15 protein-coding genes and 1 tRNA gene are annotated in these 18918 nt (G+C 61.4%); 12 read left to right on the top strand and 4 right to left on the bottom strand.

Translation table 11 applies throughout. The features are described from left to right. The first annotated feature begins 444 nt into the window (after positions 1-444). From ABAC460_RS32590 to ABAC460_RS32560, 8 genes are all read left to right on the top strand, one after another. A complete protein-coding gene (locus tag ABAC460_RS32590; protein WP_031236606.1) occupies positions 445-1956 on the top strand; it encodes a glucoamylase family protein in 1512 nt (503 codons plus the stop codon). Next, positions 1953-3200 carry a sugar ABC transporter substrate-binding protein gene (locus tag ABAC460_RS32585; RefSeq protein ID WP_031236605.1) on the top strand — a complete coding sequence of 416 codons (1248 nt, stop codon included), beginning with the start codon at positions 1953-1955 and terminating at the stop codon, positions 3198-3200. Before ABAC460_RS32590 ends, ABAC460_RS32585 begins: the two co-directional genes overlap by 4 nt. Next, the gene (locus tag ABAC460_RS32580) at positions 3197-4093 is read left to right on the top strand and encodes a carbohydrate ABC transporter permease (protein ID WP_023452846.1); all 897 of its coding nucleotides are present in this window, start codon (positions 3197-3199) and stop codon (positions 4091-4093) included. Before ABAC460_RS32585 ends, ABAC460_RS32580 begins: the two co-directional genes overlap by 4 nt. Next, the gene (locus ABAC460_RS32575; RefSeq protein ID WP_023452845.1) at positions 4090-4911 is read left to right on the top strand and encodes a carbohydrate ABC transporter permease; all 822 of its coding nucleotides are present in this window, start codon (positions 4090-4092) and stop codon (positions 4909-4911) included. Before ABAC460_RS32580 ends, ABAC460_RS32575 begins: the two co-directional genes overlap by 4 nt. A gap of 45 nt (positions 4912-4956) precedes the next feature. Further along, entirely contained in the window at positions 4957-7233 is a 2277-nt protein-coding gene (locus tag ABAC460_RS32570) for a glycoside hydrolase family 3 N-terminal domain-containing protein (protein ID WP_023452844.1), read from the top strand. 20 nt (positions 7234-7253) lie between these two features. Beyond that, on the top strand, positions 7254-8093 hold the full coding sequence (locus ABAC460_RS0124365) for a hypothetical protein (RefSeq protein ID WP_155914608.1): 840 nt from the start codon (positions 7254-7256) through the stop codon (positions 8091-8093). An 85-nt stretch (positions 8094-8178) separates the two neighbouring features. Then, positions 8179-8255 (top strand) — tRNA-Arg (locus tag ABAC460_RS32565). 139 nt (positions 8256-8394) lie between these two features. Then, the gene (locus ABAC460_RS32560) at positions 8395-9036 is read left to right on the top strand and encodes a hypothetical protein (RefSeq protein WP_023452842.1); all 642 of its coding nucleotides are present in this window, start codon (positions 8395-8397) and stop codon (positions 9034-9036) included. A gap of 22 nt (positions 9037-9058) precedes the next feature. Here the strand turns inward: ABAC460_RS32560 and ABAC460_RS48935 are convergent, their stop codons facing one another. Continuing rightward, positions 9059-9922: a superinfection immunity protein gene (locus ABAC460_RS48935; protein WP_023452841.1), complete on the bottom strand. Its 864-nt coding sequence runs from the start codon at positions 9920-9922 to the stop codon at positions 9059-9061. Between the two features lie 312 nt (positions 9923-10234). Further along, positions 10235-11173: a 5-dehydro-4-deoxyglucarate dehydratase gene (gene kdgD, locus ABAC460_RS32555; protein WP_023452839.1), complete on the bottom strand. Its 939-nt coding sequence runs from the start codon at positions 11171-11173 to the stop codon at positions 10235-10237. 231 nt (positions 11174-11404) lie between these two features. Here kdgD and ABAC460_RS32550 point away from each other — a divergent pair, with 231 nt between their 5' ends. Both ABAC460_RS32550 and ABAC460_RS32545 read left to right on the top strand, forming a co-directional pair. After that, on the top strand, positions 11405-12727 hold the full coding sequence (locus tag ABAC460_RS32550; protein WP_023452838.1) for an MFS transporter: 1323 nt from the start codon (positions 11405-11407) through the stop codon (positions 12725-12727). Between the two features lie 9 nt (positions 12728-12736). Next, the gene (locus ABAC460_RS32545) at positions 12737-14566 is read left to right on the top strand and encodes a hypothetical protein (RefSeq protein ID WP_023452837.1); all 1830 of its coding nucleotides are present in this window, start codon (positions 12737-12739) and stop codon (positions 14564-14566) included. Positions 14567-14578: 12 nt separating this feature from the next. Here ABAC460_RS32545 and ABAC460_RS32540 read toward each other — a convergent pair whose 3' ends face one another. Next, complete coding sequence (locus ABAC460_RS32540; protein WP_081716494.1) at positions 14579-15223, bottom strand: alpha/beta hydrolase family protein; 645 nt, start codon at positions 15221-15223, stop codon at positions 14579-14581. A 3-nt stretch (positions 15224-15226) separates the two neighbouring features. Beyond that, complete coding sequence (locus ABAC460_RS48200) at positions 15227-16516, bottom strand: alpha/beta hydrolase family protein (protein WP_023452835.1); 1290 nt, start codon at positions 16514-16516, stop codon at positions 15227-15229. A gap of 253 nt (positions 16517-16769) precedes the next feature. Between ABAC460_RS48200 and ABAC460_RS32535 the strand changes: the two genes are divergently transcribed. Both ABAC460_RS32535 and ccoN read left to right on the top strand, forming a co-directional pair. Next, positions 16770-17426, top strand: coding sequence for a sulfite exporter TauE/SafE family protein (locus ABAC460_RS32535; RefSeq protein ID WP_162150303.1), 657 nt, complete (start codon positions 16770-16772; stop codon positions 17424-17426). Between the two features lie 19 nt (positions 17427-17445). Then, positions 17446-18918 carry a cytochrome-c oxidase, cbb3-type subunit I gene (gene ccoN, locus ABAC460_RS32530; RefSeq protein ID WP_023452833.1) on the top strand — a complete coding sequence of 491 codons (1473 nt, stop codon included), beginning with the start codon at positions 17446-17448 and terminating at the stop codon, positions 18916-18918.

The following is an 18918-nucleotide window of genomic DNA, read 5'->3' as shown; positions in this document are numbered from 1 at the left end:
CGGATCGAAACGCGCTCTAAGCGCGCTACGCGCATAGAAAAGTGTCGCCGTCTGGACCGGTGCCATTCCTTCTTATTCGTGTTGATTCGTGGCCATTGCCTGCGCCGAACGTTGTTTCGTGTTCCAACCTCTTTACGTAGAAGCCGCTGCGCGGCGGGTTCGTGGAAACCCTGAAGTCCGTGTGGTCCGTGTGGTCCGTGGTGAAAAATCCTTTCGAAATACCGTAAGACGGAACGCAATCACCTCCGCTTGACAAGGTAAATGTAAACGCTTACAGCCTTAAGCAACAAAGAAAAACACAGTGAGGAAAATCGGATGTGGGTGGTCTTTTTCAACGGTCTGAAGAGCCTCTGACCCCATCGCGGCGTGCATTCCCCCACGCCACGTTTTCCCGGTACAGTTAGAGCCTACGGGCAAAAAAGGTTGATGGCCAAAGGACATAACATGACGTTCACCCCGCCGGTTTCGTCCCTTTCGCGGCGCGCCCTGATGATGGCGACCGCCGCAGCCACAGGACTGACGCTCACCGGATGCCAGCTCCCCAAAACCAAAACAACCGCTTCCACCAAGGGCTGGGACGACACCCTGGCCGACCTGCATAAGCGTACCTTCCAGTGGTTCTGGGACGTCACCCCGCCCAAGACCGGCCTGACCCCCGACAACTGGCCCAATCCCGACTTCTGCTCGGTCGCCGCCGTCGGCTTCGCGCTCAATGCCTGCTGTATCGGCGCCCATTCGGGCTACGTCACCCGCGCCCAGGCCGCCGAGCGGACGCTCACCACCCTGCGCACCTTCTGGAACGGGCCCCAGGGCCCCGAGCGCGCCGGCGTCATGGGCTATAAGGGCTTCTTCTATCACTTCCTCAACATGGGCACCGGCCTGCGCCACGACACGGTCGAACTGTCCAGCATCGACACCGCCCTGTTCATCACCGGCGCCCTGACCGCGGCGGCCTTCTTCGATGGCGACAACGACGCCGAAAAGGAGATCCGCAAGCTCGGCGTGGCGCTCTACGAACGCGTCGACTGGACCTTCCTGGAGCGCGACAACGGCCTGATCAGCATGGGCTATCACCCGGAGCCCGGCCTGAACGGTCACGACGCCACCGGCCGCATCATCCGCAGCTGGGACCGCTACAACGAAGGCATGATGGTCTACCACCTGGCCATGGCATCAAAGACTCACCCGATCAAGGCGACCGCCTGGGATACCTGGGCCGCGACCATAGGCGTCACCTGGGCAGACAATTTCGGCGAGCCGCACCTGGGTTTCGCGCCGCTGTTCGGCCATCAATATTCCCACGTCTGGTACGACTACCGCGGCATTGCCGACGCCTATATGCGCGGCAAAAACATCGACTACTTCATCAATTCCCAGCGCGCCACGGTGGCCCAGCGCAACTACGCCATCAAAAACCCCGGCGGCTTCAAGGACTACAGCGGCGATGTCTGGGGCCTGACGGCCTGCCGCGGCCCGGCCTACACCAAGGGTAAAGTCGATGGCCGCGAGGTCCAGTTCTTCGAATACTCGGCGCGCGGTCCCCAGACCGGCGACAAGGAAGCCAATGACGACGGCACCATCGCCCCGACCGCCGGCATATCCTCGGTCGCCTTCTCGCCCGAGATCTGCCTGCCCCTGATCCATACCCTGCGCGAAAAATACGGCAGCGACCTCTACGGCGAATACGGCTTCTACGACGCCTTCAATCCGTCCTTCCCCAAGGACCTGCCGTCGCGCGTCGGCCACCAAACCCCAAAGGCCGGCTGGGTCGCCTATGAATACCTGGCCATCGACCAGGGCCCCATCCTGTCCATGCTGGAAAACCACCGTTCGGGCCTGATCTGGGACCTGTTCAACCGCAGCCCGGTCACCGGCCCCATGGTCCGCCGCGGTTTCCAGTTGGCCGGTTTTCAAAGCACCGGCCCGGCCGGCGATTGGTTGAAAGCCAAACCATGACCCTGACCCGTCGCGCAGCCACCGGTCTCCTCGCGTCCGTAGCCGTTACTGGTTGCACGACGAAAGAGCCGCTGCGCGTCTGGGCCATGGGGGTCGAGGGTGAGGCGCTGGAGCCCTTCGCCCGCGCCTTTGAACACAGCCACCCGGGCGCGGCCGTCCGCGTCCAGGTCCTGCCGTGGAGCGCGGCGCACGAAAAACTGCTGACGGCCTTTGCCGCCGACAATCTTCCCGACATTATCGCGCTCGGTAATACCTGGGTGTCGGAGTTCGCTGCCCTCAACGCGCTGGAGCCGCTGAACGACCGGCTGAAGGGCAGCGCCATCCGCTTCGACCATTTCTTCGACGGCGCCCGCAACTCGGTGACCATCGGCGAACGCATCCTGGGCGTGCCGTGGTATGTCGATACGCGGCTGCTGTTCTATCGGACCGACCTGCTGCACCAGGCCGGGTTCGACGTCCCGGCGGTCACCTGGGACCGCTGGGACGACCAATTGAAGGCCCTGAGCCGCGACGGCCGCCACGGCCTGCTGATGCCGATCAACGAGTATGAGCCGCTCGTCGCCCTGTGCCTGCAGTCCGATGCGCCGCTGCTGATGGACAATGGCACGCGCGGCGGCTTCCGCCAGACCGGCATCCGTGAATCCTTCGCCTATGCCGCCTCGCTGTATGAAAGGGGCTATGCCGCCCGGCTGATGCATTCCGAAGTCACCGACTACTATTCGGCCTTCGCCCGCGGCGACTATGCCTTCATCATCACCGGGCCGTGGAACCTGGGTGAGTTCGCCCGCCGCCTGCCGGCCGCGCTTCAGGACAAGTGGGCGACCGCGCCCCTGCCGGGCCCCAAGGGTCCCGGTGCGTCCTCGGCAGGCGGGGTGTCGATGTGCATTACCCGCGCCTCGCGCAGCAAGGACCAGGCCTTCGCCTTCATCGAATACATGTGCAACACCAGCCGGCAGGCAGAATTCTACCAGGCCACCGGCGACCTGCCGCCCGACCGCGACGCCTGGCCGATGGCCAAGCTGATGGAGAATGAGCGCACCCACGCCTTCTTCGACCAGCTGACCATGGCGCGGCCGGTCCCCAAGGTGCCGGAATGGGAGCGCATCGCCAATGAGATGACCGGCGCGTTGGAACGCGTCATCCGCGGCCAGATCGGGCTCGACGATGCCCTCGACCGGCTGGACGAATTCGCCTGGAACGTCCTGGCCAAGCGCCGCACGCTGTTGGAACGAGGCGCCGCATGAGCTACGACCTGCGCGCCTTTGTGAAACACCTGTCGCCCGGCCACGTCTTCGTCGCCCCGGCCCTGCTGATCCTGTTTGTCTTCTTCCTGGCGCCGGTGGCCGGCGCCTTCGTGATGAGCTTCACCGATTTCGACATCTATGCCCTGGCCGACCTGAAGAACCTCAGCTTCATCGGCCTCGACAACTATATCAGCCTGCTGGGTTCGCCCCTGTTCTGGAAGGCCTTCGGCAACACCGCCTATTTCGCCCTGGTCGGCACGCCCCTGTCGATCGCCCTGTCGCTCGGCCTGGCCATGGCGCTGAACACGCCGGGCGTCGGCCTTAAGCCGGTGTTCCGTACCGTGCTGTTCGGGCCCTATGTCGCCACCCTGGTCGCCGCCGCCATCATCTGGCGCTACATGCTCGATTTCCACTTCGGCTGGGTCAATCGCGGCCTGGGCGTGGTCGGTGTGCCGCCGATCGACTGGCTGGGCGATCCGCACTGGTCGATGCCGGCCATCATCCTGTTCGCCGTGTGGAAGAACTTCGGCTACAACATGCTGATCCTGCTGGCGGCGCTGCAAAAGATCCCCGACGAGCTGTACGAAAGCGCCCGGGTCGACGGCGCCGGTCCGTGGTCGCGCTTTTTGCACGTGACCCTGCCGGGCGTGGCGCCGGTGTTGTGGATGGTCGCCCTGCTGACCGTCGCCGGCTACTTCCAGCTTTTCGCCGAACCCTATGTCATGACCCAGGGCGGACCGGCGCAGTCGACCTTCTCGCTGCTGTTCTACATGTACCAGGACGGCTTCAAGTACTGGAACCTGGGCCATGCCTCGGCCACCGCCTTCATCCTGTTCGCCATTCTGATCGGCATCTCCTTCATCCGCAACCGATCGCAGGAGGCGTTTGCATGATCAAGCGCGTCCCCACCCTGATCGCCGGCACCGTCCTGGTCTTCGCCACCATCTGGGCAGCCTTTCCGCTGTTCTGGATGACCTCGATGTCCTTCATGCCGGAGGCCGAAGCCAATGCCTTCCCGGCGCGCCTCCTGCCGGTCGACCCGACCTTGGACAACTATGCCGAACTGTTCGCCTACCAGCATATGGGCCGCTACGTCCTGAACTCGCTGTTCGTCGCCTGCCTGGCCACAGCCCTGTCGCTGGCCTTCAACGTCACCGCCGGCTACGCCTTCGCCAAGCTGCGCTTCAAAGGCCGCGAAAAGCTGTTCCAGGCCCTTCTGGCCGCCCTGGTCATCCCGGGCCAGCTCACCATGCTGCCGCTGTTCTTCCTGCTGAAGAACCTGCACCTGCTCAACACATATGTCGGTGTGGTGGTGCCTTTCATGTCGTCCCTGTTCGGCATCTTCCTGGTCCGGCAATATGCCCTCAGCCTGCCGGACGAGATGCTGCAGGCCGCCCGCGTCGACGGCGCCTCGGAATGGCAGGTTTTTCGGCGCATCGTCCTGCCCAACCTGCGTCCCATCATGGTGACGCTCGGCGTCTTCACCTTCCTGGCCGCGTGGAACGACTTCCTGTGGCCGCTGATCGTCCTGTCGGACGACGCCTATTACACCTTGCCGCTGGCCATCGCCGCCCTGTCCCAGGAACATCTCCAGGACCAGGGGCTGATGATGGCCGGCGCCACCGTGACTATCGCCCCGGTGCTAATCCTCTTCATCCTGCTGCAACGCCACTACGTCCGTGGCCTGCTCAGCGGCAGCGTGAAGGGATGATCATGCACACTTCCAGTAAATGCGAACTGTAGAAGGATACCTCTCATGAACGCCTCCCGTCGCGCCTTTTTAAAAACCGCGGTCGCTTCCGCCGCCATGGCGGCAGTCGCCGCCCCGGCCTTCGCGAAATCGAAAATCAAACTGGCGCCCGATGCCCAGATCGAGGCCCTGATCAAGATGATGACGCTTGAGGAAAAGGCCGGCCAGCTGTCGATCTTCGGCGATCAGGTCCGCTTCGACGGCGCTCCGGTCAACCCGACCCCGGCCCAAAGCTCGACCCGCGAACAGGTCTATGACGACATCGCCGCGGGCAAATTAACCGGTGTTTTCAACGGCATAGGCGTCGAGGTCGGCCGCGAAATGCAAAAAGTCGCCGTCGAAAAGTCGCGCACGAAAATCCCGATGATCTTCGCCGCCGACATCATTCACGGCCTGAAAACCAGCTTCCCGATCCCCCTTGGCGAAGCCTCCAGCTTCGACACCGACCTGTGCTATCGTACCGCCCGCGCCGCCGCTGTCGAAGGCACGGCCAAGGGCATCCACTGGACCTTCGCGCCGATGGTCGATATCGCCCGCGACCAGCGCTGGGGCCGCGTCGCCGAAGGGGCGGGCGAAGACACCTGGCTGGGCGTCCAGATCGCGATTGCCCGCACCAAAGGCTTCCAGGGCCCCGATATCAAGGCGGAAGATTCCATGCTGGCCTGCCCGAAACACTTTGCCGCCTATGGCGCGGGCGAGGGCGGGCTGGACTACAACACCGCGGATATTCCCGAAACCACCCTGCGCGAAATCCACCTGCCGCCCTTCAAGGCCGCCTTCGACGCCGGAGCGATTACAACCATGTCCAGCTTCAACGACATTGCCGGCGTGCCGTCGACCGGAAATCGCCGCCTGCTGACGGAAATCCTGCGCGAAGAGTGGGGCTTCAAGGGCCTGGTCGTTTCCGACTACACCTCGGATGAGGAGATGATACTGCACGGCTATGCCGCCGACGGTGCCGATGTGGTGGTCAAGTCGCTGAATGCCGGCACCGATATCTCGATGATGTCGGGCCTGTACAACAAACACCTGCCGGAGCTGGTCAAGTCGGGCAAGCTTAGCCTGGCCGTGGTCGACGAGGCGGTCCGCCGCGTCCTGCGTGTGAAAAAGGCCATCGGCCTGTTCGATAATCCTTACCGCTCGCTCGACACAGCACGCGAAAACGCCGACATCCGTCGTCCCGACATTGTCGCCCTGTCACGCGAAGCCGGCCGTAAGGCCATGGTTTTGCTGAAGAATGACGGCAATCTGCTGCCCCTGCCCAAGACCGGTAAGTCGATCGCTCTGATCGGTCCGTTCGGCGCCGACCGCGATCATCTGCCCGGCCCGTGGACGGTCTTCCCGGACTATGCCAACTGCGTCACGGTCGAAGACGGCTTCCGCGCCGCCATGGGTCCGAACGCCAAACTGACCGTGGTCAAGGGCTCGGACATCGAAGCCCCGATAGCCGGCGGCATCGATGCGGCTGTTGCGGCGGCAAAAGCCGCCGACATCGTTGTCCTGCACATCGGCGAAGGTGCCAACATGTCGGGTGAAGCGCAATCGCGTGTCGACATCTCCATTCCCGATCCGCAACTGGCCCTGGCCGAAGCCGTCGCCAAGGTTGGCAAGCCGATGGTGGTCCTGCTGAAGCACGGCCGCGCCCTGGAACTGGAAGGCGCGGTCAAAGCCGCTCCGGCCATTGTCTGCACCTGGTTCCTGGGCTCGGAAACCGGCAACGCCATCGCCGATATCGTCTTCGGCGACCATGCGCCCCAGGGCCGCCTGCCGGTCTCCTTCCCGCAGGCCTCGGGCCAGGAACCCTTGTACTACAACCGCCGCCGCACCGGCCGGCCGCAGCTCACCGACGACAAGAACTACAAGGCGCGCTATCGCGAAGTCACCAACGACGCCCTCTATCCCTTCGGCCACGGCCTGACCTATTCGTCCGTGTCGTATGGCGCGACGGCGGTCAACTCGGCGACCCTGGGGTGGACCGGTTCGATCAAGGTGACGGCGACGGTGACCAATACGGGCAACCGCAAGACCCACGAAGTCGCTCAGCTATACATTCACGACAAGGTGGCCACGATCACCCAGCCGATCCGCGAACTGCGCGGCATCAAGCATCTGGACCTGGAACCGGGTGCCAGTGTGACGGTGGAATTCACCCTGACTCCGGCGGATCTGGCCTTTGTGCATTTCGACCTGACCACCGCACCGGAACCCGGCCGGTTCGATGTCTGGATCGCGCCCTCGGCGACGACAGGCACCGCGGCCAGCTTCGACCTGGCCAAGGCCTGAGGTTAAAAAGCGCTCGATCTGTGTCCGGATTGAGCGCTTTTTCATTGCCTGTGGTGCCGGATGCCGCTTATTTCAAAGCCATGGCCTACACCATCTCCCCTCTGAATCCGGCGGAACAGCGCCCGTACATCGAATTGCTGTGCGACGGATATTTTGTCGAAGGCTTGCGTTCGGTTCGTACCCTCGTCGACCTGCTCAGAGAGAAGGCGCCGCTGCATCCGGGTAAGCGGTTGTTCGCGACGCTCGATAACTATGGTCAGGCGGCCTACACATCCGGCCATTCGACGGACGAGCATGAGCTCAACGACACGGACGGTTATGACCTGTCCGGCCTCGATCCCGCGGCATTTGAGGACGGTGAACACCGGGGCTATCTGACGACAAAATCGGAATTTTTTATCCGGCATGGCAACATGGCAAAGTCCGCTGCCGATCGATCCTTTGAACAGGTTCATCTCTCTTATGGCGAAGGTGAAGATGGCCTGGATTTTTTCGGATTGAACGGTGAGACGGATATACTCGACGAGGAAAGGCTGTTCATTCAGGCCGTGCCGGTCGAACATGCCTGGGAGGCTATCAGCGCCTTTCCGAATGGCTATTTTTCGGCGGACCTTCAACCCCAGGACATCTGGGCGATGGCGAAGCGTTTTGAGACGCGATACGGCTATTGCCTGTTTGGCATTGGCGCCGCCTATGTCGGTTTTCTGCGTACGCAAGTGTTATCGGAGGCGCTTGTCGCCAGTTTCACGGCGGATGTCCTGTCCATGTTCGATCTGGTCGACCCTTTTTTTGAAGCGCCTCGTGTTGCCGACCTGATCCGCCGCTCGGACTATTTGCTCTTCAACTACACCAATGGCTGACACCACTGCGAAAAGTTTGCAGCGTTGAATGATTCGGGTTGAGCGCTTTGCCGGTTTAGCTTATGCGTTCGGCATTGCTGGCCCTGCACCCGTAGCTCAGCTGGATAGAGCGTTGCCCTCCGAAGGCAAAGGTCACAGGTTCGAATCCTGTCGGGTGCGCCAGTCTTTATAAGGGTTTGCGAAGATTAGTCGTCTCGTTTTGCTGGAGGGGTAAGCAAGGGGTAAGCAAAACCCTCGCTTGGTAAACATGTCGCCCTCCGCCGCTCTAATTTGCGGCTCCTAGATCGCGCAGGATGCGGCAATGAAATTTGACGTCTCACCCGGCGTTTCTCGCTTCACAATTGAGAATGTCGATCCGCACTTGCGAGGCGAATTAGACAAGCGAATTTTTGGTCTAGCTCGTGAAGCGGGAGAGTTTGCAAAGGCCAATTCTAACCTTTTTGAAGCCGCTATCCTTCGTCAAATGGCGGGATGGATCACAGAAAAGGGTAATATCTCATATGAGCTTTCTCCAGAATGCCACGCGATGTGGAAAGAGGCGCTTGCCCTCCTAACAAGAGGTGAGCGTCGGGAGTGGAAAGAGTTTCAGATACATTTGTCAAAAAAATTCAATCATTTGCTCAACGAAGTAATAGCGGTTGGCGGCGGGGCGATTGCGGCGATATGGATCATAGAGCCTAGCTGCGAATTTTGGGATGAACACCATAAGTTTGATGGTGTAGCCATGATTGTGAAAGGATCGTGGGCAGACAAAAGGGGCTACTTAAAACCGGCTCCGATTGGATATTTTGGCGACACCTGTCCGCCTGGGAACAAGTTTGATTGTACGTGCCGGGAGCGGTGGGTGTTCAATTTGCGTGCGCTTCCAGAATCCGCCCTTACTAATGAGGGGCGAATTGATTTGGAAAAAGCTCAGTCTCAAATTGCCAAGATAAGAGGGTAGGCGAATGAGATGTGGGTGGACATCAGTTGCCGTGACTTTCCAGTTCCGCAATTCTAACCTTGTATGCCGTCGCTAAGCACACTTGGTCTGCGCAACGATTGCGGACATTCCTCAGCCAATCGCGCTGGGATTCCCGCAATGGGGGGGCGCTATGGCTGTCACTTGTGCTTAACAAACGAGTATAGGCGTTTGCCATCTGCCTATCCATGCTCCGCAATTCTTCGCTAACGCATATCAAATTTTCAACACGGGTAGCGGCTGCCCGGCAATCAAAGCTTGCCGCCGGGATATTTTCGCTGGGTCGGCTTGGGGTAGACAGTGAGGCGTCTGGAGCTTCGGAGTAATAAGTCACACCTGATAAAGCTTCATCATCCGCTCTTGTTTTTGAATGTGAAGTTAAATAAAGCGATGTAACAAATAAGTAAATAGTGGCGATAAAAACTACTCCACCGGCAGCAACAAAATGAACCGGGTGCAGATTTATCTTATTTCGTTCTAAAAGGCGCTCAATATCGAAGGGTGGGCTTTTTGATATTTCTGGCGTTGCGGCAATTTGACGAATTACTTCAGCTCTTTGGGTGTTTAGCTCTTCGTTAGTAATAATTCCTTCGGAATGCAAGCGATTGAGGTTTGCCAGATTTGCGGTCAGAGCATCCTTATTAGGGGCCGCGATCATGTTTGCCGGTGGCTTTGGCGTCGCGACACACGCCCAAACTAACGCGCCTACCCAGCCAACAAACGTCCATCCGAGAAAAAGGTTCAAAATCGTGATGGCAAGCCGTTGCGGATTTCGCCGCCATTCGGCAATCCAAGTTGGCAAAAAGTACAGCCAAAACAGAGCAAAGCCGCCGAAAATAAGCCATGCCGCAAGGTTTGTTTCGTTCATGATTGCCCCAAATCAGCGAACTGGTTGCACGCAACGCCTACGTTAGTTCCACTAAAAATCGGGCTTGCCGAACCAGTTGCCATCATATGCGCGGCTTTCGGCGTAGTACCATGCGGACACGGTAACATAGCAGTCGCCATCGTCCAACGCTTGTCGCCTCCGCCTATCTAGATATTGGTTAAAGGTCTCGCCAATCATTGGCGGCCAGGGGGTATCTGGTGACGGCAGGCAACCCGCTTAAGCGACTGCCTTGATATGCCGCGACGACTGTCGCGGCGCGCGTGCCGAACGACCAGCGGGGCGCGTGCGTGATCAGGCCGCGCTTTTTAAGGCCGAGGGCTGGACCCGGGCGATCAGGGCGGTCAGTTCCGCCACCTCGGCCTCGCTGAGGTCGCTGAGCGGCGTGCGCACCGGACCGGCCGGCCGGCCGATGGCCTGCATCCCCGCCTTGACGATCGAGACGGCGTAACCCTTGCCCTTGTTGCGCAGCGCGATGTACGGCATGACGAAGTCGCGTAAGCCCGCCAGGACGGCCTGCTGATCCTCGGCGCGCACGGCCGTGTAGAAGTCCAGCGCCCAGTCCGGCAGGAAGTTGAAAATCGCCGAGGAATAGGTGGTCACCCCCATCTTGAGATATGGCGCGGCAAAAGTTTCCGCCGTCGGCAGGCCGCCGATATAGGTCAGGCGGTCGCCCATCCGGGTATAGATGCGCGTCATCAGCTCGATATCGCCGACGCCGTCCTTGTAACCGACCAGGTTGGGGTTGCTGTCGCACAGCCGGGCCAGGGCCTCATCCTCGATAATGCCGTTGTCGCGGTTGTAGACGATGACGCCCAGCTTGGTCGATTTACACACGGCATCGATATGGGCTTCGAAACCGTCCTGCTTGCCGCTGATCAGATAGGGCGGTAGCAACAGAATGCCGTCGGCGCCGCTTTGCTCGGCCGACTGCGCCAGTTCGATGGCGATCTGGGTACCGTAGCCGCAGCCGGCCACCACAGGCACCTTGCCGCGAGCCTCCTTGACGGCCGCAGCGACGACATCGCGGACCTCGGTCAGGCTGAGGGAGAAGAACTCGCCCGTTCCGCCGGCGGCGAACAGGCCGGCCAGGGGCTTTTCCAGCATCCAGGCGCAGTGGTCGCGATAGGGGCCTTCATCGAACCGGTTATCGGCGTCGAAGTGGGTCACCGGGAAGGACAAAAGCCCCGTACCGATCGTGTGCGCCATGTCCTTGGGGCTGAACCCTGCCATTACGGCCTCCGTCTGTAAGCTTGTCGTTGTGGTTGATCCTGACGCTATCGGCAAGCCTTGTCACGGTCCATGACAAAGGCGGCATCGATCGATGCGTGGAACGCAATGAACGGGGCGATCTTGTGCTCCCAAAGCCGGAAAATCTGTGCCTAATTACAGATAACGAAATCATCCGGATGGCCAGGCGGATCGCCAGCGATACACGGGTGGTATGAATGCAGCGAGTGAAACATGACCCCGTCCGATGCTTCCCCCGCGCCAACACCGTCCTATACGCGTTACTGGCTGATCGCGCTTCTGTTCGTCATCACCACCATCAACTATGCCGACCGCTCGACCTTTTCCATCGCCGGTTCGGCGGCCTCCGAAGCGCTGAACCTGTCGCCGGTGCAGATGGGTTTCATCCTGTCGGCCTTCGGCTGGGCCTATGTCGCCGCCCAGGTCCCTGGCGGGGCGCTACTCGACCGTTTCGGCGTCAAACGGGTCTATATCGGCGCCATCGTCCTGTGGTCGATCTTCACCGCCCTGCAGGGCTTCGTCGGCTTTATCGGCGGCCTGTCGATCGTCGGCTCGCTGTTCGCCCTGCGCTTCCTGGTCGGTCTGGCCGAAGCGCCGTCCTTCCCCGGCAATGCCCGCATCGTCGCCGCCTGGTTCCCGGCCGCCGAACGCGGCACGGCTTCGGCCATCTTCAATTCGGCGCAGTATTTCGCCCTGGTCGCCTTTGCGCCGCTGATGTCGTGGCTGGTTCATGATTTCGGCTGGCGCAGTGTGTTTTTCTTCATGGGCGGGCTGGGCGTCGTCGCTGCCCTTATCTTCGCCAAGTTCATCACCGGCCCGGATAAACACGCCATGGTCAATGCCTGCGAACTGGCCGTCATCCAGGCCGGCGGCGCCGTCAGCATGGAGGCCCGCGTGGCCGGCACCAAAGGCGGGTTCAGCCTGAGCCGGCTGAAATTCCTGCTGACCAACCGCATGCTGTTGGGCATCTATCTGGCGCAGTACTGCATCAACGTCCTGACCTATTTCTTCGTCACCTGGTTCCCGATCTACCTGGTCAAGGAGCGCGGACTGAACATCATCCAGGCCGGTTTCGCCGCCGCCGCGCCTGCCCTGTGCGGCTTTATCGGCGGGCTGGCCGGTGGCATCCTCTCCGACTACCTGCTGAAAAAGACCAACAATATCAGCCTGGCGCGCAAGATCCCGATCTTTATCGGCATGGCCCTGGCCCTGGCCATCATCCCCTGCGCCTGGGCCGGACAGGAATGGATGGTCATCGCGCTGATGGCGGTCGCCTTCTTCGGCAAGGGTATCGCTTCGCTGGGCTGGGCCGTGGTGTCGGACGTATCGCCGCGCGAATTTATCGGTCTGACCGGCGGGGTGTTCAACATGTTCGGCAATGCCGCCGGGATCGTCACCCCGATCGTTATCGGCTATATCGTGGCGGCCACGGGTTCGTTCGACGGGGCGCTGATCTATGTCGGCGTCCACTGCGTGGTGACCATGCTGGCCTTCGGGCTGATCACCGGCAAGATCGCCCGCCTGAAAATAGACTGAGGCGTCACGATGAACCGCCGCCACCTCCTGATGGGCGCCGCCGCCCTCGTTTTTGCCCCGCCCGCCACGGCGCGCGCCCAGGCAATCACGACTCCCATGCCGGCGCCGGACTGGGCCCTGTTGCAACGCGAGGCGCTGCGGGTGCAGAGCGAAGCGGTCGAGGCCTTCTACGGCAAGTATTTCGATGAGCGCGGCTACTTCCAGTGCTTCGAACGCTGGGGCGCCAATGACGGGCCGGACGACGCCATCGAGAACTGTAACGACTGGCCGCACCTGCATGCCCTGGGCGGGTCGGATAAGGTTCTGGAGCTGTACAAACGCGCCTGGGAAGGCCACCTGAAACAATATACCGAAGCCCATACCGTCGAAACCCCGATCGCCCGCGACGGCATGTACCATCGCGAATTCCCGGTGATGAACGACTGGCAGCACCTGTCCGAAGGGCTGTCGGTGTTCAATGTCATGGGTTTGTCCGATCCGCACGACCCCAAGTTCCAGGAGCGCGCCCGGCGTTTTGCCGGTTTCTATACCGGCGAGGACAAGGCAGCGCCGAACTACGATCCGAAACGAAAGATCATCCGTTCGATGATCAGCGGCTCGAAGGGGCCGATGCTGCGCCAGGCGACCGCGCTCGACTGGGCCGGAGATCAGTTCAACCCGGCCGGTTTTTTCATGGAGCACGGCGAGTCGACCTATCAGGAGACCCTGGACCATTACGTCGATTATACGGACGTCGTCGGCGATAGCCCGCTGAACCTGCAGGCGACCGGGCTGGTGATGAACGCCTATATGATCGCCGGCGAGCGCAAATATCGCGACTGGATCACGAGCTACCTGGACGCCTGGATTCAGCGGGCAAAAGCCAATGGCAATGTCTTGCCGAGCTTCGTCGACCTGAAGGGACGGATCGGTGGCAAGCGCAAGCAATGGTACGGCAATGTCTATGGCTGGGGGTTCTCACCGATCGACCCGACGACCGGGAAGCGTGAGGATCGCAACCGGGTGCCGCGCGCCATCGTCGCCTTTCTGAACGCTTATCTGCTGACAGGTGATGACAAATATCTTCAGGTGTGGCGCGACCAGACCGCCGCCATCAATGCCCAGGCGCGGACGGTCGATGGGGTTGTGCAGACCCCGACCATGTATGGACCCAAGGGCTGGTATGGCTACAAACCCGGCCTGTACCGCACGAACGGGCTGGAGATCTGGTACATGTCGATGCGGGCCGATGACCTGGCCCGCGCCGACGCCGACCACCCGTGGGTCCATTATCTCGGCGGCCGCAATCCCAGTTATCCGGCGGCGGCTTTGCGCGACTCGCTGGAGGCCGTGCGCAGCAAGATGTCGGTCTTGGCCAAAGACACGACCACGCGGGAAACCCGGCTGGCCGACGCCTTGCTGAAATATAATCCGGCGACGGTGACGTCGTTGCTGCATTTGATGTGCGGCGCCATCCATATCGCCCGGCCGCCGTGGTCAAAGACCTCACCGGCGCAGGGCGGAGCCTTGCTGTATGCCCGGCTGCGCTATTTCGATCCGGTGCGCAAACGCGCTGGAATCCCCGAGGACGTGGCGGCGCTTGTGAGCGAATTGTCCGACGTGGCGACGACGGTGACCCTTGTCAACACGCACCCGTTCCGTACACGGACGGTCGTGATTCAGGCCGGCGGTTACGGCGAGCATCAGTTCACCGGCATGATGGTTGGCGGGGTGGAGACGGTGCTGAATGCCAGCCATGTGACCCTGGACCTGGCGCCTGGCTGTGGTGCCGAGGTGCGTTTCTCCCACCGCCGCCATGTCAATGCGCCCAGCCTGCGGATGCCGTGGGATCGAACCTGATCCGGACGCCTGTCAATTCGCTTCCTTTTCCGCGTCCACCTTGGCAAACGCCTTGGCGACGAAATCGTCGACAGCGTTGAAGACCTGAAGCCTCTCGGTCTTGTCATTTGGGCCGTGGTGCATGAACTTGATCGGGATGTACGCGACGTCTTTCCCGGCCTTCTTCATCTTTTCGTACATCCGTTCGCTGTGGCGGACGCTGACGGTGCGGTCGTATTCGCCATGGATCAGCAGAAGGGGGTCTTCGAAGTTTTCGACGTGTTCAATCGGTGATGTGGCGCGAATCGTGTCGGAGTCAGATCCCGTCCGGCCGATGACGCCGCGCCAGTATTCGATGCCGTAACCGCCCCACCAGAAGTCGTTATCGTCCTTCAGCGATTGAAACAGGTCCGAAACCCCGGCGCCCGAGACGCCGCAGACATAGGTGTCGGGTGTGAAGGCCAGGGCCGCCTGGGCCAGGTAGCCGCCCCACGACCAGCCGACGACACAGACCTTCTTCGGATCGATCGTGCCTTGAGCCGCGAGGGAGCGCACCCCGTCCTCCAGGTCGGTGTTCATGAGATCGAGATGCTTGTCGCCGGCGCGCTGGAAGGCGTCGCCGAAACCGGCCGAGCCTCGGTACTGCGGCTGCAGCACGACATAGCCGCGCGAGGCCAGGAACTAGGCCAGCGGATCAAACCCGTAGAGGTCGCGCGCGGCCGGTCCGCCGTGTGGCATGACGATCAGCGGCGCCCCCGCGGGCGTATCGGCGCGTTTGGTGACATAGGCCGGAATCTCCAGGCCATCGCGCGCCTTGTAGGTGATGTAGGTCATGTTGCCCAGCGGCTTGCCCAGCAATTCCGGGTAGTTGACGCCGACCTGGCTCAGGTCCTTGTATTCCTGGCTGTAGTAGTAATAGGCGTCGGGTTCCTCCGGCGCCGAGACCAGCAGGACGACATGCTTGCCGTCTGAGGTGATGTCGGTGATGGTGACCGTGGCCTTGGGGAAGATTTTTTCCACCGCGGCGGTCAGTTTCAGGCGATAGGGATCGGTCCACTGCGTCCGTACCCGGTCGGTCAGGGTAGCGATGCCGACCACCCGTCCTTCGCGGTCGAAGGCGAGGCTTAGTTCCTTTTCGGGTCCGGTGCGCACCACGGTTTTCTCACCCGTGGTCATGTCGAAGCGGTAGATGGCCGACTCGCTTTTTCCATAGTCGAACTGCGACCAGTAGATGGCGTTTTCGAACTCCGCATAGTCGTAGTCGGTGTAGTAGATGTTGTCCTGTTCGGGCAGGCGCAGGCTCTGCGTCTTGCCGCCGGGCGTGGCCTTGTAGCGGAACAGGATGCTGCTGATACCGTAGCTGATCTTGCCGTCGATGACCTCGGCCGATACGCGCTCGCGGCCTTCGCGGTCGAAACTGTAGACCTGGCCCTCCATCAGGCGCGGGCCGACCTTGGTCTTTCCGGTGGCGACATCGGTCGTATAGGTGTTGTTGCCGCCCATCGTGATGACATAGGGTTTGGGGCCATCGATGAAGCGGATAATAGGCTTCAGGTCCGTCGCCGTCAGCTTCTTGCCGTCGCGTTCGAACAGGACGCGCAGGAATTGGCCGTCACGCGAGACGACAAGTGGCGAATACTGAAGTTCACTGACGAAGGTGTTGTTCTGCCGCTCTTCGCTCTTGAGGTAGACGATCAGGTAATCGTTGTTGATCCACTGCACGCTCTCCAGCGAATCGGTGCCGGCCACCTGTTTCTCGGTTTCCTCCTCCAGGTCGAAGATGACCAGATGATCGCCGCGGATCCAGGCCAGGCGCGTCCCGTCCGGCGATACCTGTGGCGGGCTCATGAAGGCATCGCGGACGAAAAACTCGGCTTTCAGGCGCGGCGCCGGGGCCGGAGTCTCCGCGGCGGAACCGAAGGCGACCATGCCCAGGGCCAATGCAATCGCCGACAAGCCATAACGTAACATACCAAGTTCCCCCCGGATCGTGAGCCTGATACCAGCATAACGCGATGCGAAGCCGGCTTCAATGTATCCTGAGACTCTGACCTTGTGTCCGGGTCAGCGGGATTTGACGGGGATCAATTACCGCCGACGCCTTTCATGCGACGACCGGCCGAATACACGGCCGCATGTCCTGGCGGCCTGTCTGTCGGTGGCCATCGAAGTGAACCTCGTACCCTGGTTATATGATTGCGGATCTGTCCTTGCCGCGGCGAATGTGCCGCTGGCACTGGGCCTGTTCCTGGCGGGCCTGGCCGGCAGCCTGAGCCATTGCGCCGCCATGTGCTCGACCTTTGTGCTCGGCCAGTCCGAGGCTGTGGCCGGCAAGGGGCTCTTCGCTCAGCTTCTGCTGCCCTACCATGCCGGCAGGCTGATGACCTATGCAACCTTGGGTGCCGTCGTCGGTTTCGGGTTCCATCTCCTCAGTGTTTCGCCGGCCTTCGTTGTCATCCGCCACTTTTTGCTGACCGTGACGGGCCTGGTCTTTCTTGCCATCTTCGCCGAGCGCGCCCTGATCCGTTTCGGTGTTCGCCTGCCGCTGGCGCCTGTCTGGAAGCCCGCCTGCGCCGTCTCCGCCATGCGCCGGATTGGCAAGGTGCGGGATCCGCTGGCCCGCTTCGGTCTGGGCGCGGCGCTGGGCCTGCTGCCCTGTCCCATGATCTTCGCCGCCCTGATGGTGGTCGCCGCCCGGGCCGATGCCCTGGGCGGCGCTGTCGCCATGGCGGCCTTTGCCGCCGGTACCATGCCCGTCCTGATGGGATTGGGCGTCGCCGGCATCCGCTTTCTCAATACCCGCCCCCATGCCCGCCAGGCCCTTACCCTGGCGGCGCTGGGCGTTAACGGCGTGGTTCTGCTGTCGCTTGCCTTCGGCTGAACCCTCAGGAGCCCTTACGATGACAACCCTCCAGCCCACAGCCGAAACGGTACCGGTCCCGGCCGCGCCGCCGCGCTATGACGAGACCATCCTCAAATATTTCACCATCGCGGCCATGTTCTGGGCGATCGCCGGCTTCGCCGTCGGCGTGCTGCTGGCACTGCAGATGGCCTTTCCCGCCTTCAACCTGGAGCCTTACCTGACCTTTGGGCGGGTGCGGCCGCTGCATACCTCGGCGGTGATCTTCGCCTTCGGCGGCAACATCCTGTTCGCCACCTCGTACCATGTGGTGCAGCGGACCTGCCAGACGCGGCTCTACAGCACGAAGATGGCGTGGTTCCATTTCTGGGGCTACCAGGCCTTTATCCTCATGGCGGGGCTGGGCTACCTGTTCGGCGTCACCCAGGGCAAGGAATATGCCGAACCGGAATGGTATGCCGACCTGTGGCTGACGGTGGTGTGGGTGGTCTATCTGGTCAACTACCTGATGACCCTGACGCGCCGTAAGGAAAAGCATATTTACGTCGCAAACTGGTTTTTCCTCGCCTTCATCGTCACGGTCGCCATCCTGCACCTGTGCAATAACGTCAGCCTGCCGGTTTCCGTGGTCAGCGTGAAAAGCTATTCGCTGTGGGCAGGCGTCCAGTCGGCCCTGATCCAGTGGTGGTACGGCCATAACGCCGTGGGCTTCTTCCTGACCGCCGGATTTTTGGGGATGATGTACTATTACATCCCCAAACAGGCCGACCGTCCGGTCTATTCCTACCGCCTGTCGATCATCCACTTCTGGTCGTTGATCTTCATCTACATCTGGGCCGGGCCGCACCACCTGCTGTACACCTCGCTGCCCGACTGGGCCCAGACCCTGGGCATGACCTTCTCGATCATGCTGTGGATGCCGTCCTGGGGCGGGATGATCAACGGCATGATGACCCTGTCGGGCGCCTGGCACAAACTGCGCGACGATCCGATCCTGCAGTTCATGATCATCGCCCTGGCCTTTTACGGCATGTCGACCTTCGAAGGTCCGTTGATGTCGATCAAGACGGTCAACGCCCTGTCGCACTACACCAACTGGACCGTCGGCCATGTCCATGCCGGAGCCCTGGGCTGGGTCGCCTATATCTCGTTCGGCGCCATCTACTACCTGGTCCCGCACCTGTGGAAGAAGCCTGCCATGTTCTCCAAGACCCTGATCTCGGTCCACCTGTGGATCTCGACGGTCGGCATCGTGCTCTACATCACCTCGATGTGGGTCGCCGGCATCATGCAGGGTCTGATGTGGCGCGCCTATGACGAGATGGGTTTCCTGACCTATTCCTTCGTCGAAGTCGTCCAGGCCATGCACCCCTATTACATCATCCGCGCCCTGGGTGGTCTGCTGTTCCTGGCCGGCGGCCTGATCATGGCCTGGAACATCTGGCGGACGATTCACGTGCCGAAACCCCGCATCGCCCGTAAACCCAAGCCCGCCCTGGCGGCGGCGCAATAG

The sequence above is a fragment of the Asticcacaulis sp. AC460 genome (genome assembly GCF_000495795.1).
Lineage (GTDB): Bacteria > Pseudomonadota > Alphaproteobacteria > Caulobacterales > Caulobacteraceae > Asticcacaulis.
Note: the sequence above shows the minus strand (reverse complement) of the source record. Positions and strands in the feature narration are given on the sequence as shown.

Coding starts and splice junctions, on each gene's coding strand:
- kdgD (WP_023452839.1), bottom strand. CDS start 11,173: ATGGCAGGGTTCAGCCCCAAGGACATGGCGCACACGATCGGTACGGGG.
- ABAC460_RS32585 (WP_031236605.1), top strand. CDS start 1,953: ATGACCCTGACCCGTCGCGCAGCCACCGGTCTCCTCGCGTCCGTAGCC.
- ABAC460_RS32560 (WP_023452842.1), top strand. CDS start 8,395: ATGAAATTTGACGTCTCACCCGGCGTTTCTCGCTTCACAATTGAGAAT.
- ccoN (WP_023452833.1), top strand. CDS start 17,446: ATGACAACCCTCCAGCCCACAGCCGAAACGGTACCGGTCCCGGCCGCG.
- ABAC460_RS32545 (WP_023452837.1), top strand. CDS start 12,737: ATGAACCGCCGCCACCTCCTGATGGGCGCCGCCGCCCTCGTTTTTGCC.
- ABAC460_RS32570 (WP_023452844.1), top strand. CDS start 4,957: ATGAACGCCTCCCGTCGCGCCTTTTTAAAAACCGCGGTCGCTTCCGCC.
- ABAC460_RS48200 (WP_023452835.1), bottom strand. CDS start 16,516: ATGTTACGTTATGGCTTGTCGGCGATTGCATTGGCCCTGGGCATGGTC.
- ABAC460_RS32550 (WP_023452838.1), top strand. CDS start 11,405: ATGACCCCGTCCGATGCTTCCCCCGCGCCAACACCGTCCTATACGCGT.
- ABAC460_RS32575 (WP_023452845.1), top strand. CDS start 4,090: ATGATCAAGCGCGTCCCCACCCTGATCGCCGGCACCGTCCTGGTCTTC.
- ABAC460_RS48935 (WP_023452841.1), bottom strand. CDS start 9,922: ATGAACGAAACAAACCTTGCGGCATGGCTTATTTTCGGCGGCTTTGCT.
- ABAC460_RS32580 (WP_023452846.1), top strand. CDS start 3,197: ATGAGCTACGACCTGCGCGCCTTTGTGAAACACCTGTCGCCCGGCCAC.
- ABAC460_RS32590 (WP_031236606.1), top strand. CDS start 445: ATGACGTTCACCCCGCCGGTTTCGTCCCTTTCGCGGCGCGCCCTGATG.